We start from the raw sequence: 14,458 nt of genomic DNA on the forward strand, positions 1-14,458 counted from the left end.
TGAGGGATACGGCCCACCGCCCCCGCCCCAAAAACGCCGGCGAGGCTGAAAGATTCAGCCTCGCCGGCGATTGAGGCGCGGGGTCTGGGGCGGAGCCTCAGGAAACCGAGAGGAACCCATGACCACCACCGCCATCACCAACATCGGCAGCCTCGTCACCAACGACCCGTCCGTCGGCGACGGTTCACCCCTGGGCCTGATCGAGAACGCCGCCGTCGTCATCGACGGCGACAAGGTCGCCTGGGTCGGCCCCGCCGCCAAGGCCCCCGCCGTGGACGAGGTCTTCGACGCGCAGGGTCGAGCCGTCATCCCCGGCTTCGTCGACTCCCACTCGCACCTCGTCTTCGCCGGCGACCGCACCCAGGAGTTCAACGCCCGGATGTCGGGCCGCGCCTACTCCGCCGGCGGCATCCGCACCACCGTCGCCGCCACCCGCGCCGCCACCGACGCCGAGCTCGAAGCCAACCTCGTCCGGCACCTCGACGAGGCCCGCCGCCAGGGCACCACCACCTTCGAGACCAAGTCCGGCTACGGCCTCACCGTCGCCGACGAGGCCCGCGCCCTGCGCATCGCCGCCGCGCACACGGAAGAGGTCACCTATCTCGGCGCGCACATCGTCTCCCCGGACTTCGCCGAGGACCCGGCCGGCTACGTCGACCTCGTCACCGGCGAGATGCTGGAGGCCTGCGCCCCGTACGCCCGCTGGGTGGACGTCTTCTGCGAGAAGGGCGCCTTCGACGGCGACCAGGCCCGCGCGATCCTCACCGCCGGCGCCGCCGCCGGGCTGATCCCGCGCGTCCACGCCAACCAGCTCTCCTACGGGCCCGGCGTCCAGCTCGCCGTCGAGCTCGAAGCGGCCTCCGCCGACCACTGCACCCACCTCACCGACGCCGACGTCGACGCCCTCGCGCAGGCCGCCGGGACCACCGTCGCCACGTTGCTGCCCGGCGCCGAGTTCTCCACGCGCGCCCAGTGGCCCGACGCCCGGCGCCTGATCGACGCGGGTGCCACCGTCGCCCTGTCCACCGACTGCAACCCCGGCTCCTCCTACACGAGTTCCATGCCCTTCTGCGTCGCACTCGCCGTCCGCGACATGCGGATGACCCCCGACGAAGCCCTGTGGTCGGCCACGGCCGGCGGTGCCCGCGCCCTGCGCCGCGACGACATCGGCCTGCTGGCTCCGGGGGCCCGCGCCGACCTGGCCCTGCTGGACGCGCCGAGCCACGTCCACCTCGCCTACCGGCCGGGCGTACCGCTCGTCTCCGGCGTCTGGCAGCGGGGCCGCCGCGCCTACTGACGAACTGTCGATCCCGGGTTGTCCTTTGTCTTCCCTCCGTAAGGGCCCGGGCGTACCTTGAGCCACCGATCTGATGTGTCGTCAGTTTTTTGTGGCCCGAGGGGAAGACGAAGGTGTCCGACCGCAAACGCTCCACCGCGCTCGCGCTGGCCTCCGCGCTGGCCGGATCGGCGGTGCTGTTCACCGCCCCCGCGGCCCATGCCGCCGTCGTCGACGTCGCCTACGACTGCAAGACCCCGATCGGGGACAAGTCGGCGGTGTCGCCCATCGACATCAAGTCCGTCAAGGAGGGGGACGGGTACAAGCTGACGATGTCCTTCCAGAAGGGCGTCTCGTCCAGCCCGATCGAGCTCGGCAAGGGTGCCATGAGCCCCAGCGCCGTCATCCTCGTCGGCGGCGCCGAGAAGGTGTCCGTACCGGTCTCGGGACCCTCCAACCCCGAAGCCGTGCCCCCGGACACCCCCATCAAGATCACCGACCTCTCGGGCACCTACACGCCCAAGAAGAGCGGCAAGGTGACCTTCACCGCCGGCGTGCTCACCATCAAGGCGATGGGCACCACGACCACCTGCACCCCCGGCAACAGCCCGGGACCCTCGCTCGAACTGGACGTCACGGCGCCCGGCGGCGGCACCACGCAGCCCGGCGCCGACGCCCCCGACACCACCGGCGACACCCTCCCGCAGACCGGGCCCACCGACTCCGCCCTGGCCCTCGGCACCCTCGGCGGCACGGTGCTGCTCGCCGGCGCGGCCGGCGTGCTCTGGCTGACCCGGCGCGGGCAGCGGGCCCGGTCCTGAACGGAGCACCCCGGTCATGCCCGTGCTCCACACCCTCAGGCGCGCCGCCGTCGTCCTCCTGCTCGCCGCCGCCACGCTCCACGCGGCTCCCGCGCGCCCGGCGGCCGCCGACGAGCCGGGCTGGACCGCCGAGCCCGCCACCGGCGCGGCGCAGACCACCGTCCGCCCGTACTTCTACCTCGCCGGCGACCCCGGCACCGTGCTGGAGGACCGCCTGGCCCTGGTCAACACCACCGGCCAGGAGCGCACCATCACCCTGCGGGGGGCCGACGCCTACAACACGGCCGACGGCGCCCTCGCGGTCAGCCCGGCGACGCCGGGCACCGGAGCCGCCGGGGCCGGGTCCTGGATCAGCTTCGGAGCCGCGACCACGGTGAAGGTCCCGCCCCGCACCCGCGCCGTGGTCCCCTTCACCCTCACCGTGCCACCGTCGTCCCCGCCCGGCGACCACCCGGCCGCCGTGATCGCCACCGAGGGCGGCCATGAGGTCGGCGTACGGGTGCACCTGCGGGTCGGCGGCCCCACCCTGGCCGCCCTCACGGTCGAGGACGTCGCCGTACGGGGCCGGGGCGCGGCCGCCGTCATCGCCTACACCCTCGTCAACCGCGGCAACGTGGCCCTCACCCCCGAACCGCGGATCCACGCCGAGGCCCTCATCGGCGAGGTGTCCGACCCGCCCCCCGGCCGCACGCCGCCGATCGAACTGCTCCCCGGCCGGCGGGTGGAGCTCACCGAACCCTGGCCCGGCGCTCCGGACCTCGACCGGGTCCGCGTCACCCTGACCGTGACCGCCCCCGGCGGCGCCCGCGCGACGGCCACCGGAGCGCACTGGCTCGTCCCCTGGGGCCCGGTCGGGTGGGCCGGGGGCGGCCTGCTCGGCCTCGGCGCGACGACCGCGGTCGCGCTGTACCTCGTACGCGGCCGGCGACCCGAACCGGGCCCGGCCGCGGCGCCGGACGGGCCGCCCGCGGCCGGATCGACGACCCCTGCACCGCACCACGAACTGACGGGAGCCGCCAGGTGAGAAGAGTCGGAGCCCTGCTGGCCGCGGGGCTGGCGGTGTGCGCCCTGGCCCTGTTCCCCGCAGGCCCGGCCGCCGCCGCCGAGGGCGAGCCGGCCGTGGCGCTCTCGCTCCAGGAGGCCGCCAAGGGCACCGGGATCACCGTCACCGGCACCGGCTGGCCGGCGAAGACACTGGTGATGCTGCTGGTCTGCGGCCAGAACATGATCGGCGGCACCAACAGCTGCGCCAACGCCGACGGAGCCGCCGTCTCGGTCGGCGCCGACGGCCGCTTCACCGCGCAGCTGCCCGTGGTGGCACCGCCCAAGCCGTGCCCCTGCGTCGTGAACGTCACCTCCGTCAACGGCGACCGGTCCACCGTCGCGACCCCCTTGAAGATCACCGACCACCCGGTCGCCGAGCTGCCCGCCGAGTCCGGTACGGCCCGCCTCGCGATGCTCACCGGGGTCCGGCTCGAGGGCGAGGACGGGGTGCTGACCTGGTTCGGCGCCCCGCCCACCCGGAAGTTCAAGGTCACCGTCGGCAATCTCGGCCCGGTCCCCGTCAAGGACCCCGTCTTCCAGCTCGGCACCGCGCACGGGGTGTTCGCCCCGCTGTGGGAGGAGGCCCGCTGGAAGGGCACCATCCCGCCCGGCGGCAAGGCGGAGATCGCGCTCGACGTGAGCCTGGCCGCCGGCGCCCACGGGGACTACACGATCTCCCTCAAGTACGGCGAGACCGTGGTGGCCACGCAGCCCTGGGGCGTGGACCGCCCGTACGGGGTGCTGCTGTTCTGGGGCCTGCTCCTGCTGGTGATCCCGGCCGCGGTGTTCCGCATCGGCATGGCGATCGTCGACCGGGTCCGGCCGCGCGCCGCGTCCGCCGCGGGCCGCCACCGGGGCGTACGGCTCCCCGACGCGGCCTCCGCGATCACGGCCCGGCTGCCGAGGATCGGGGCCCCGCGGCCGCCCGAGCCGGCCGCGGGCTCCGACCACCCGGAGCCGTCCCCCCAGACCACCACGGCGGTCCTGCCGTGGTTCACCCCGGACAGCGCGCCGGGCACAGCACCACAGGCGTCCGCACCGTCTGAGAACCGTTCGACGACGAAGGGACATTCGTGAATACCCAACGGAGGGTGAGCGCGGCCGTGCTCGCGCTGCTGCTCGGCGGCGCCGGTATCGCCATCGGAGCCACTCCCGCCCAGGCCGCGGAGACCAAGTTCAACGTCAAGTGCGTTCCCCCGGCCGGGGGCGGCGCTCCGGTGGAGGGGGAGACCACCGCCAAGGTGACCGCCCCCGCCTCGGCGAAGGTCGGCGACGAGGTCGACGTGTCCTGGGAGACGGTGAAGCCGGCCTCGAACAACACGGACCTGATGGACATCCCGCAGGACGCGGTCCAGCCCACCGGCTGGATCACCGTGGGCGGGGGCGGCGGTGAGCTGAAGGTCGTCGGGGAGAAGAAGAATCCGCCGATCCCGAAGAAGGCGCCCATGCAGATGTCCGTGATGAAGGGCAAGCTGAAGCTCACCAAGGCCGGGAAGATCACCCTGACCCCCGGCAAGTACGACGTGGCCGTCACCTTCTCCTTCGGCACGTTCGTCACCAAGTGCGCGCCGACCGGCGCCGTGGGGGTCGGGGCCACCATCGACGTGGCGGCCGGCTCCACCGGCGGCACGACCACCGGTGGTACGACCACCGGTGGTACGACGACCGGGGGCACCACCACGGGCGGCTCCACCACCGGCGGTTCCACGACGACCGGGGGATCCACGACCACCGGCGGCTCCACCGGCGGCTCCACCGGCGGTGGAGGCGGCCAGACCGACTTCCCGGGCAAGGCGGTCGAGGTGGCCTTCGACTGCGGGCCGGTCGTCCCGGGGGGCATCAAGACCCCGGTCACGATCAACGCGAAGAAGAACGGCGGCAGCTACGACCTGACGGTCAAGACCGCCAAGGGCGCGATGGCCGCGCCCATGGCCCTGCCCGCGGGAGCGCTCAAGCCCTCCATGGACGTGAAGCTCGGCGGGGCGGACAGCGGCACGGTCAAGGTCTCCGGACCGGCCAACGCGGAGCCGATCCCCGACAAGGCCCCGGTCAGCCTCAGCGACATGACCGGTACCTACAAGCCCGGCAAGAGCGGCAAGGTGACGCTGAGCCCGGACCAGCTGACGATCGACGTCACGATGGCTCCCGGGGCCACCCCGATCAACGTCCCCTGCAAGGCGGCGAGCAGCGGGGTCTCGCTGGAACTGGACACCGCCGCCCAGCCGGGCGGCTCCGGTTCCGCCACGGCGTCCGGCGGCAGCAGCGGCACCTCGGGCGGCCTCGCCGAGACCGGCGCGGAGGACGAGGGCGGCATCCAGGCCCTGGCCCTGGTCGCCGGCACGGTGATCCTGCTCGGCGGGGCGGTGTTCACCTTCACCCCGTGGCGGCGCCTGCGCGGCACCCGCTGACACACGAACGGCCCGGCACACCGTGCGGTGTGCCGGGCCGTTCCGTGGGACGTGGGGCGGACGCGTCAGCCCATGCCGTCCATCAGCTGGTTGACCTTCTTGCGGTACATGAAGATCGCGAGGCCGGCGGCCACGGCGGCGACCGCCTGGAAGAGGATCACCCCGACGCCGTTGAGCTGCACGTCGGCCAGACCCATCAGACCGGTGATGCAGTCACCGGCGGTGACGGCCAGGAACCAGACACCCATCATCTGGGAGCCGTACTTCTGCGGCGCCATCTTCGTGGTGACCGACAGGCCGACCGGGGAGAGGCACAGCTCGGCGAGCGTGTGCATCAGGAAGATGAGCACCAGCCACCACATGGTGACCTTGGTGTCGTTCCCGGAGGTCTGGCTCAGCGGGATGGCGAAGACGAAGAACGAGGCACCGACGATGATCAGGGCCACCGAGAACTTCACGATGGTGCTGGGCTCGCGGTTGCGGCGGGCCAGCGCCACCCAGGCGGCGGCGAAGACCGGGGCCAGGGCCACCACGAAGAGCGGGTTCAGCGACTGGAAGATGGTGGTCGGGACTTCCCAGCCGAACAGGCTGCGCTCGGAGTTCTTGTCACCGAAGAGCGAGAGCGTCGAACCGCCCTGGTCGTAGATCATCCAGAAGACGGCGGCGGCCACGAAGAACCAGATGTAGGCGCTCATCCGGGTCTGCTCGACGGTGGACAGGTCCCGGTCCCGCTTGATGCGGACGAGGACGGCGACCGGGATGAGCAGACCGGCGATGGTGATCGGGTACAGCGCCCACTTGATGGTGAACATGTCCGCGGCGACCACGGCACCGTAGAACACGGCGACGGCGGCCAGGACGGCGAGGGCCTTGACGATCACGGCCTTGCGCTCGGCGACGCTCAGCGGGTTCGGGACGACGCTGCTCTGCGGGCTCAGGGTGCGGCCGGCGAGCAGGTAGACCACGAGGCCGATGCCCATGCCGACGGCGGCGAGGGCGAAGCCGAGGTGCCAGTTCACGAGCTCGCCGACCATGCCGATGCCGATCGGCGCGAGCAGGGCACCCACGTTGATGCCGATGTAGAAGATCGTGAAGCCGCTGTCACGGCGCGGGTCGTCCACACCGCGGTACAGGTGGCCGACCATCGTGGAGATGTTGGCCTTCAGCAGACCGGAGCCGACCGCGACCAGCAGCAGACCGACGAAGAACGACAGCTGGCCGGGCAGCGCGAGCGCCACGTGGCCGGCCATGATCACGACACCGGCGATGGTGACCGTCTTGCGGGCACCCCAGACGCGGTCACCGAACCAACCGCCGGGCATGGCCATGAGGTAGACCATGGCCACGTAGACGGAGTAGACCGCCGTGGCCGTCGCGGCGGTGAAGCCGAGGCCACCACCCTGGCTGTCGGTCGCGGCGTCGACACCGCCGGAGACCAGGTACAGAACGAGAAGCGCACGCATGCCGTAGTAGGAGAAGCGCTCCCACATCTCGGTCATGAACAGCGTGGCCAGGCCGATCGGGTGGCCGAGGACGGTCTTCTCGTGAGCGGGGCTCGGTGAGGCCGTCGTCAGGCTGGAAGCCATGGTCGATCCTTGCTTGCTCGGGACGCTTCGGCTTCGTGAGCTCATCCGCGCCCGGTGGGGGGTGGCCGGCACCGGCGGACGGATCTCCCACCCCACGCCTCGGGGCCCGCCCCACGGGAATGGGGGGCGGCAGGACATCCGTCACCGGGATCCACGCCCTCCCGCGCAGTCATCACGCGAGGGGCCCGGCCAACAGGTCATTCACTGTCGTCAAGGCCGGCCGGACCGGTCCTCGATCGGACCGTCCGTCCGGTTCAGGACAGAAATAGAGACCTTTGCGCTGCTTTTCGGCACAAAGGTCCCTGAGGTATTGCATCAGGCGTCTCGCCACCATACGACACGACACTGCGGCATATGAAAGGACTTGAGAGATGGATCACAAGGCGCGCCGGGAACCGTTCGACCATATTCGAAGGCGCCCAGCGGTTCATAAGCGCAGATAGAGAGGGGTCTCCCCGGGGGCCCCTGGTTTCAGCCGCCGCGCACTACCATCACCCACATGACGCGTGTACTGCTCGCCGAGGACGACGCATCCATCTCGGAACCCCTGGCCCGCGCCCTGCGCCGGGAGGGGTACGAGGTCGAGGTCCGGGAGGACGGCCCCACCGCCCTGGACGCGGGACTGCAGGGCGGCGTCGACCTCGTCGTCCTCGACCTGGGACTGCCGGGCATGGACGGCCTGGAGGTCGCCCGCCGCCTGCGCGCCGAGGGCCACGGCTTCCCGATCCTGGTCCTCACCGCACGGGCCGACGAGGTCGACACCGTCGTCGGCCTGGACGCCGGCGCCGACGACTACGTGACCAAGCCCTTCCGCCTGGCCGAACTGCTCGCCCGGGTCCGGGCCCTGCTCCGGCGCGGCGCCACCGAGGCCCTCCAGCCCCCCGCCACCCACGGCGTGCGGATCGACGTCGAGTCGCACCGGGCCTGGATGGGGGAGGAAGAGCTCCAGCTCACGGCCAAGGAGTTCGACCTGCTGCGGGTCCTGGTCCGGGACGCGGGCCGGGTCGTCACCCGCGACCAGCTCATGCGCGAGGTCTGGGACACCACCTGGTGGTCCTCCACCAAGACCCTCGACATGCACATCTCCTGGCTGCGCAAGAAGCTGGGCGACGACGCCGCCAACCCCCGCTACATCGCCACCGTACGAGGCGTCGGCTTCCGCTTCGAGAAGAGCTGACCGCCTCCTCCGGCTCCACCTGGGGCATGCTCTAGGGCATGCGCCGCCGCCTCATCAACTCCACGCTCGCCGTGGTGCTCGTCGTGATCGCCGTCTTCGGGGTCTCCCTCGTCATCGTCGAGACCCGCACCATCACCAGCAGCGCCCAGGACCGCATCGAGTCCGAGGCGCTGCGACTCGTGGGCACCGTCGAGGCGAACGTCCTGGAGCAGAAGCCGATCGACCCCGTGACCCTCGGCGAGCAGCTGGACGCCGGCCACCACGCGCGGATCAGCGTCCCCGGCCGGCCGGCCGTGGAGGTGGGAGCCCCGATCCCCGACAGTGTGATCCGCGGCACCGCCCGCGGGGAGCAGGGCGAGGTCGTCGTCGTCGAGGAGTCCCGCGCCACCGTGACCCGCGAGGTCGGGCGGACCCTGGCCGTGGTCGGCGCGGTGGCCCTGCTGGCCGTCGTGGCGGCCGTGCTGCTCGCCGTACGCCAGGCCAACCGGCTGGCCTCCCCGCTCACCGACCTGGCCGAGACGGCCGAGCGGCTCGGATCGGGCGACCCGCGGCCCCGGCACAAGCGGTACGGGGTCCCCGAGCTGGACCGGGTCGCGGACGTACTGGACTCCAGCGCCGAGCGGATCGGCCGGATGCTGACGGCCGAGCGGCGCCTGGCCGCGGACGCCTCCCACCAGCTACGCACCCCCCTCACCGCGCTCTCCATGCGGCTGGAGGAGATCACGGTCACCGACGACCTGGCGACCGTCCGGGAGGAGGCGACGATCGCCCTGACCCAGGTGGAGCGGCTCACGGACGTGGTGCAGCGGCTGCTCACGAACTCCCGGGACCCGCGGACGGGCTCGGCGGTCCCCTTCGACCTGGACGAGGTCGTCAAGCAGCAGGTCGAGGAGTGGCGGCCGGCCTACCGCAGCGCGGGCCGGGCCATCGTGCGCTCCGGCCGGACGGGCGTACGGGCCGTCGGCACCCCGGGCGCCGTCTCGCAGGTACTCGCCACCCTGGTGGAGAACGCCCTGATGCACGGCGGGGGCACGGTCGCGCTGCGCACCCGGGTGATCGGCAACCAGGCGGTGCTGGAGGTCACGGACGAGGGACCCGGCGTCCCGCCGGACCTCGGCAACCGGATCTTCGAGCGGGCCATCAGCGGCCGCAACTCCACCGGCATCGGCCTCGCGGTGGCCCGGGACCTGGCGGAGGCGGACGGCGGTCGCCTGGAGCTGCTCCAGACCCAGCCCCCGGTGTTCGCGCTGTTCCTCAGCCGCACGGCGCCGGAACCGACCGAACCGCAGACCACGGTCCGATAGGGACGTACTAGTTGTTCGCGGGCGCCGGCTCCGGCATCGGCTCCGGCCTGCGGTCCGGCTTCGGCACGGGCGCCGGGTCCGGCATCGGCTCGGTCGGCTCCGCCGGAGCGGGCAGGGCCTTGAAGACCCAGGTCCGGTACGACCAGAAGCGGAACACGGTGGCGGTCCCGATGCCGATGAACTTGAACACGTTGCTGGCGACCGGGCCGTCCCAGCCGAACCCGTACGTGGCGGTGTAGAGCACACCGCTCTCGATGACCAGGCCGACGCCGCTGAACGCGGCGAACAGGATCAGCTCGCGGGTCCGGCCGCTCTTGGCGCGGTCCCGGTAGGTGAAGTAGCGGAAGCCGATGTAGTTCGTGGCGATGGCCACGACGGTGGCTATCACGCTCGCGCGCACCACCTGCAGATCGGTGGTGTTGCGGATCAGGTTGAAGACACCCAGGTTGACCAGGACACCCAGACCGCCGACCGCCCCGAACTTGGCGACCTCCCGTACGAGGCCGCGTACGCGTTCGACGACAGATCCGCCAGGCGTGCTCATCAGTAGGTCAGTCCTGTCGGTCACCGCCCGCTTACGGGGCGTCCGGTGTTCTCCGTCAACCCATCCATGCTAAGTGTCCCCCCGGCGCCGCGTCTGTGCCTTCCGGCACCCTGCGACGCACGGCACACGGACAGATCGGGCCAGGGGTCCGTCCGGATGGCGGAATACCGGCGGATACCCTGGAGAGGTGACGTTCCCGGTAGTCGGCATGGTCGGCGGCGGACAGCTCGCCCGCATGACCCACGAGGCGGGTATCCCCCTCGGCATCAGATTCAAGCTCCTCAGTGACACCCCGCAGGACTCGGCGGCCCAGGTCGTGAGCGATGTCGTCATCGGCGACTATCGCGACCTGGAGACGTTGCGTGCCTTCGCGCGCGGTTGTGACGTGATCACCTTCGACCACGAGCATGTACCCATGGAGCACCTACGGGCCCTGGAAGCGGACGGCATCCCCGTCCGCCCGGGGCCCGACGCTTTGGTGCATGCCCAGGACAAGGGGGTGATGCGCGCCAAGCTCGACGAGATCGGCGCGCCCAGCCCCCGCCACCGGATCGTGAGCGATCCGGACGACGTGACCGCCTTCGCGGACGAGGTGGGCGGGTTCCCCGTCATCCTCAAGACCGTGCGCGGCGGGTACGACGGCAAGGGCGTGTGGTTCGTCCGCACCCCCGAGGACGCGGCGGCCCCCTTCAAGGCGGGTGTCCCGGTCCTCGCGGAGGAGAAGGTCGATTTCGTCCGCGAGCTCGCGGCGAACATCGTCCGCTCCCCGCACGGCCAGGCGGTGGCCTACCCCGTCGTCGAGTCCCGCCAGGTGGACGGGGTCTGCGACACGGTGATCGCCCCGGCCCCGAACCTCTCGGAGGCCCTCGCGGGCGAGGCCCAGGCCCTCGCCCTGCGCATCGCCAAGGAACTCGACGTGACCGGCCACCTGGCCGTGGAGCTGTTCGAGACCACCGACGGCCGCATCCTGGTCAACGAGCTGGCGATGCGCCCGCACAACAGCGGGCACTGGACCCAGGACGGGGCCGTGACCTCCCAGTTCGCCAACCACGTACGGGCGGTCCTGGACCTCCCGCTCGGCGACCCGCGCCCCCGCGCCCGGTGGACGGTCATGGCGAACGTGCTGGGCGGGGACTTCCCCGACATGTACGCGGCGTACCTGCACTGCATGGCCCACGACCCCCAGCTGAAGATCCACATGTACGGCAAGGACGTGAAACACGGTCGCAAGGTCGGCCACGTCAACACCTACGGCGACGATCTGGACGATGTGCTGGAGCGCGCACGCCACGCTGCCGACTACCTCAGAGGAACGGTCACCGCATGAGCACCACCTCCGCAGCCCCTGTCATCGGCATCGTCATGGGCTCCGACTCGGACTGGCCCGTCATGGAGGCGGCCGCCCAGGCCCTGGACGAGTTCGAGATCCCCTACGAGGTCGACGTCGTGTCCGCCCACCGGATGCCGCGCGAGATGATCGAGTACGGGGAGCGGGCCGCCGACCGCGGGCTGAAGGCGATCATCGCGGGCGCGGGCGGAGCCGCCCACCTGCCCGGCATGCTCGCCTCGGTCACCCCGCTGCCGGTCATCGGCGTGCCGGTGCCGCTGAAGTACCTCGACGGCATGGACTCGCTGATGTCGATCGTCCAGATGCCGGCCGGGGTTCCCGTCGCCACCGTCTCGGTCGCCGGCGCGCGCAACGCGGGCCTGCTGGCCGTACGGATGCTGGCCGCCCACGACACCGAGCTGCTGGCCCGGATGCGTGACTTCCAGCAGGAGCTCAACGACCAGGCCACGGAGAAGGGCAAGCGGCTGCGTACGAAGGTCGCGAGCGCGGAGTCCTTCGGGTTCGGCAAGTGAGCGCCGCGCAGCGCCTGGACGAGGCGCGCGAGCTGCTGGCCGCCCACCCCGTCGTGGACGGCCACAACGACCTGCCCTGGGCGCTGCGCGAGCAGGTGCGCTACGACCTGGCGCGCCGGGACATCGCGGGCGACCAGTCCGCCCACCTGCACACCGACATCCCGCGGCTGCGCGCCGGCGGGGTCGGCGCGCAGTTCTGGTCCGTCTACGTCCGCTCCGACTACGCCGGGGACGAGGCGGTCAGCGCCACCCTGGAGCAGATCGACGTCGTCGCCCAGCTGATCGACCGTTACCCCGGCGACCTCGTGCGGGCGCTGACGGCGGACGACATGGAGGCGGCCCGCGCCGACGGCCGGATCGCCTCCCTGATGGGCGCCGAGGGCGGCCACTCCATCAACAACTCGCTCGCCACCCTGCGCGCCCTGCACCAGCTGGGCGTGCGGTACATGACGCTCACGCACAACGACACGATCGACTGGGCGGACTCGGCGACCGACGAACCCCGGCACGGCGGTCTGACCGACTTCGGCCGCGAGGTCGTCCGCGAGATGAACCGGGTCGGCATGCTGGTGGACCTCTCGCACGTCGCCGCGACGACGATGCGCGACGCCATCGCGGTCTCGGCCGCGCCGGTGGTCTTCTCGCACTCCTCGGCGCGGGCGGTCTGCGACCACCCGCGCAACATCCCCGACGACGTGCTGGCGCTGCTGCCGGGCAACGGCGGCGTGGCGATGGCCACCTTCGTACCGAAGTTCATCCTCCCGGCGGCCGTCGAGTGGACCCTGGCCGCGGACGAGAACCTTCGGGCGCACGGTTTCCACCACCTCGACACCACCCCCGAGGCGATGGCCCTGCACCGGGCCTTCGAGGTGGCGCGCCCGCGCCCGGTGGCCACGGCCGCGACGGTGGCCGACCACCTCGACCACATGCGCGAGGTGGCCGGCATCGACCACATCGGCATCGGCGGGGACTACGACGGCACGGCCTTCACCCCGTCCGGCCTGGACGACGTGGCGGGCTACCCCAACCTGGTGGCCGAGCTGCTCACGCGCGGCTGGTCCCAGGCCGACCTGGCGAAGCTCACCTGGTCCAACGCGGTACGGGTGCTGCGCGACGCGGAGGCGGTCGCCCGCGACCTGTCGGCCTCCCGGGGCCCGTCGAACGCGGTGATCCGCTAGCGGACTCGGTGCCCGGCGGGCGCGGTGACAGGGTGTGACCTGCGGGTTCACTCGAACGCTGCGTCCGCCGGGCGGCCCTGCCGTCCCCCATGTCACGGTGGCACCAATCTCTCCCTGCTGCCGCCGAGACCGGAGCGAACGCCATGGCCGACCTGCAGGATGAACCCCACTCCGTGGGCATCGGAGCCGAAGACCTCCCCGCACCCGCGGTAGCGGGCGCGGCGGGCGCCCTCGACCGGGCCGCCGCGCTGCTGGCCGTCCATCCCGTGGCCGACGGGTGCAACACGCTGGTCCGGACCCTGCACCAGCGCCCGTACCACGACATCGAAACCTCGGACACGGGCGTGGACACCGACATCCCGCGGCTGCGCGCCGGGGGAGTGGGAGCCCAGTTCTGGTCCCTGCTCGTGCCGTCGGCGCGGGCCTGCGAGGACGCCTCCGGTGATCAGGTGCTCTCCGACACGCTGGACGAGATCGACACGGCGCTGACCCTGATGCGCCGCTATCCCGACAGCCTGTGCCTGGCCCTCGGCGCCGACGACCTGGCGGACGCCCGCAACCGCGGCCGCATCGCCTCGTTCCTCGGCCCGGTGCCCGGCCGCACCCTCACCGACTCCCTGGGCGCGCTGCGCGCCTTCCACGCGCTGGGCGTACGGATCCTCGCGCCCGCGGGAGCGCCCTGGGCGCAGGAGGAGCTGACGGCCTTCGGCCACGAGGTGGTCCGCGAGGCGAACCGGCTCGCGATCCTGCTGGACCTGACGGACTGCCCACCGACGGTCGCCTGCCGGCTCGCGGGGGCCTCCAAGGCCCCGGTGATCATCTCGAACACGGCGGCCGCCTCGCTGAACCCGCATCCGGGGAACGTGACCGACGAGGTGCTGGCGGTCCTACGGGAGGCGAACGGCCTGGCGATGGTCACCTTCGACACCGCGCGCACCGGGGACTCCCTGCACGCGGTGGCGGACCACCTGGACCACGTACGGGCGATCGCGGGCCCGCACGGCGTCGGCCTCGGCGCCAGCTTCGGCACCGGACCGGGCCACCCCCGCCCGACGGGCCTGACCGACCCCTCGGGCTATCCGCGGCTGATCGCGGAACTGCTGGAGCGCGGCTGGCCGGAGTCCGAGGTGGCTCTACTGACCTGGGGCAACGCCCAACGTGTCCTCCGCGACGCGGAATTCACCTCCCGCGCCGCCCAACACCGCCGCTGAACGAGCCCCGCCGGCGTCCGAGGCCGCGCAATCCCAGCCTCGCCGGCGT

General features: G+C 72.2%; 13 protein-coding genes. 11 read left to right on the plus strand and 2 right to left on the minus strand.

Annotation, left to right across the window (positions count from 1 at the left end; translation table 11 throughout):
• The first annotated feature begins 118 nt into the window (after positions 1-118).
• From hutI to ACGFYY_RS31965, 5 genes are all read left to right on the plus strand, one after another.
• Positions 119-1,297 carry an imidazolonepropionase gene (hutI, locus tag ACGFYY_RS31945; protein WP_393714750.1) on the plus strand — a complete coding sequence of 393 codons (1,179 nt, stop codon included), beginning with the start codon at positions 119-121 and terminating at the stop codon, positions 1,295-1,297.
• A 113-nt stretch (positions 1,298-1,410) separates the two neighbouring features.
• Positions 1,411-2,097 (plus strand): LPXTG cell wall anchor domain-containing protein, encoded by a 687-nt coding sequence (locus ACGFYY_RS31950; RefSeq protein WP_365264586.1) that lies wholly within the window; start codon positions 1,411-1,413, stop codon positions 2,095-2,097.
• A gap of 16 nt (positions 2,098-2,113) precedes the next feature.
• On the plus strand, positions 2,114-3,121 hold the full coding sequence (locus ACGFYY_RS31955; protein ID WP_393714752.1) for a hypothetical protein: 1,008 nt from the start codon (positions 2,114-2,116) through the stop codon (positions 3,119-3,121).
• Positions 3,118-4,218: a neocarzinostatin apoprotein domain-containing protein gene (locus tag ACGFYY_RS31960; RefSeq protein ID WP_393714754.1), complete on the plus strand. Its 1,101-nt coding sequence runs from the start codon at positions 3,118-3,120 to the stop codon at positions 4,216-4,218. Before ACGFYY_RS31955 ends, ACGFYY_RS31960 begins: the two co-directional genes overlap by 4 nt.
• Positions 4,219-4,232: 14 nt before the next feature.
• Complete coding sequence (locus ACGFYY_RS31965; RefSeq protein ID WP_393714756.1) at positions 4,233-5,549, plus strand: hypothetical protein; 1,317 nt, start codon at positions 4,233-4,235, stop codon at positions 5,547-5,549.
• A gap of 65 nt (positions 5,550-5,614) precedes the next feature.
• Here ACGFYY_RS31965 and ACGFYY_RS31970 read toward each other — a convergent pair whose 3' ends face one another.
• Complete coding sequence (locus tag ACGFYY_RS31970; protein ID WP_393714758.1) at positions 5,615-7,135, minus strand: peptide MFS transporter; 1,521 nt, start codon at positions 7,133-7,135, stop codon at positions 5,615-5,617.
• Between the two features lie 499 nt (positions 7,136-7,634).
• Here ACGFYY_RS31970 and ACGFYY_RS31975 point away from each other — a divergent pair, with 499 nt between their 5' ends.
• Positions 7,635-8,312 carry a response regulator transcription factor gene (locus ACGFYY_RS31975; protein ID WP_030724697.1) on the plus strand — a complete coding sequence of 226 codons (678 nt, stop codon included), beginning with the start codon at positions 7,635-7,637 and terminating at the stop codon, positions 8,310-8,312.
• Between the two features lie 38 nt (positions 8,313-8,350).
• Positions 8,351-9,616 (plus strand): ATP-binding protein, encoded by a 1,266-nt coding sequence (locus ACGFYY_RS31980; protein ID WP_365270653.1) that lies wholly within the window; start codon positions 8,351-8,353, stop codon positions 9,614-9,616.
• 7 nt (positions 9,617-9,623) lie between these two features.
• Here ACGFYY_RS31980 and ACGFYY_RS31985 read toward each other — a convergent pair whose 3' ends face one another.
• Positions 9,624-10,160, minus strand: coding sequence for a GtrA family protein (locus ACGFYY_RS31985; protein WP_365270656.1), 537 nt, complete (start codon positions 10,158-10,160; stop codon positions 9,624-9,626).
• Positions 10,161-10,347: 187 nt separating this feature from the next.
• Here ACGFYY_RS31985 and ACGFYY_RS31990 point away from each other — a divergent pair, with 187 nt between their 5' ends.
• The 4 genes from ACGFYY_RS31990 (at position 10,348) to ACGFYY_RS32005 (ending at position 14,409) form a co-directional block, all read left to right on the plus strand.
• A complete protein-coding gene (locus tag ACGFYY_RS31990) occupies positions 10,348-11,487 on the plus strand; it encodes a 5-(carboxyamino)imidazole ribonucleotide synthase (protein ID WP_365270659.1) in 1,140 nt (379 codons plus the stop codon).
• Positions 11,484-12,020: a 5-(carboxyamino)imidazole ribonucleotide mutase gene (gene purE / locus ACGFYY_RS31995; protein WP_365270661.1), complete on the plus strand. Its 537-nt coding sequence runs from the start codon at positions 11,484-11,486 to the stop codon at positions 12,018-12,020. The genes ACGFYY_RS31990 and purE overlap by 4 nt, the downstream gene beginning before the upstream one ends.
• A complete protein-coding gene (locus tag ACGFYY_RS32000) occupies positions 12,017-13,198 on the plus strand; it encodes a dipeptidase (protein ID WP_365270664.1) in 1,182 nt (393 codons plus the stop codon). The genes purE and ACGFYY_RS32000 overlap by 4 nt, the downstream gene beginning before the upstream one ends.
• 143 nt (positions 13,199-13,341) lie before the next feature.
• Entirely contained in the window at positions 13,342-14,409 is a 1,068-nt protein-coding gene (locus tag ACGFYY_RS32005) for a membrane dipeptidase (RefSeq protein WP_393714762.1), read from the plus strand.
• The last annotated feature ends 49 nt before the right edge of the window (positions 14,410-14,458 follow it).

It is taken from the genome of Streptomyces sp. NPDC048331, from assembly GCF_043201215.1.
Classification (GTDB): domain Bacteria; phylum Actinomycetota; class Actinomycetes; order Streptomycetales; family Streptomycetaceae; genus Streptomyces.

Excerpts from the sequence above, each read along its gene's own strand:
- hutI (WP_393714750.1), top strand. The coding sequence starts at position 119 with ATGACCACCACCGCCATCACCAACATCGGCAGCCTCGTCACCAACGAC.
- ACGFYY_RS31955 (WP_393714752.1), top strand. The coding sequence starts at position 2,114 with ATGCCCGTGCTCCACACCCTCAGGCGCGCCGCCGTCGTCCTCCTGCTC.
- ACGFYY_RS31970 (WP_393714758.1), bottom strand. The coding sequence starts at position 7,135 with ATGGCTTCCAGCCTGACGACGGCCTCACCGAGCCCCGCTCACGAGAAG.
- ACGFYY_RS31975 (WP_030724697.1), top strand. The coding sequence starts at position 7,635 with ATGACGCGTGTACTGCTCGCCGAGGACGACGCATCCATCTCGGAACCC.
- ACGFYY_RS31980 (WP_365270653.1), top strand. The coding sequence starts at position 8,351 with ATGCGCCGCCGCCTCATCAACTCCACGCTCGCCGTGGTGCTCGTCGTG.
- ACGFYY_RS31985 (WP_365270656.1), bottom strand. The coding sequence starts at position 10,160 with ATGAGCACGCCTGGCGGATCTGTCGTCGAACGCGTACGCGGCCTCGTA.
- purE (WP_365270661.1), top strand. The coding sequence starts at position 11,484 with ATGAGCACCACCTCCGCAGCCCCTGTCATCGGCATCGTCATGGGCTCC.
- ACGFYY_RS32005 (WP_393714762.1), top strand. The coding sequence starts at position 13,342 with ATGGCCGACCTGCAGGATGAACCCCACTCCGTGGGCATCGGAGCCGAA.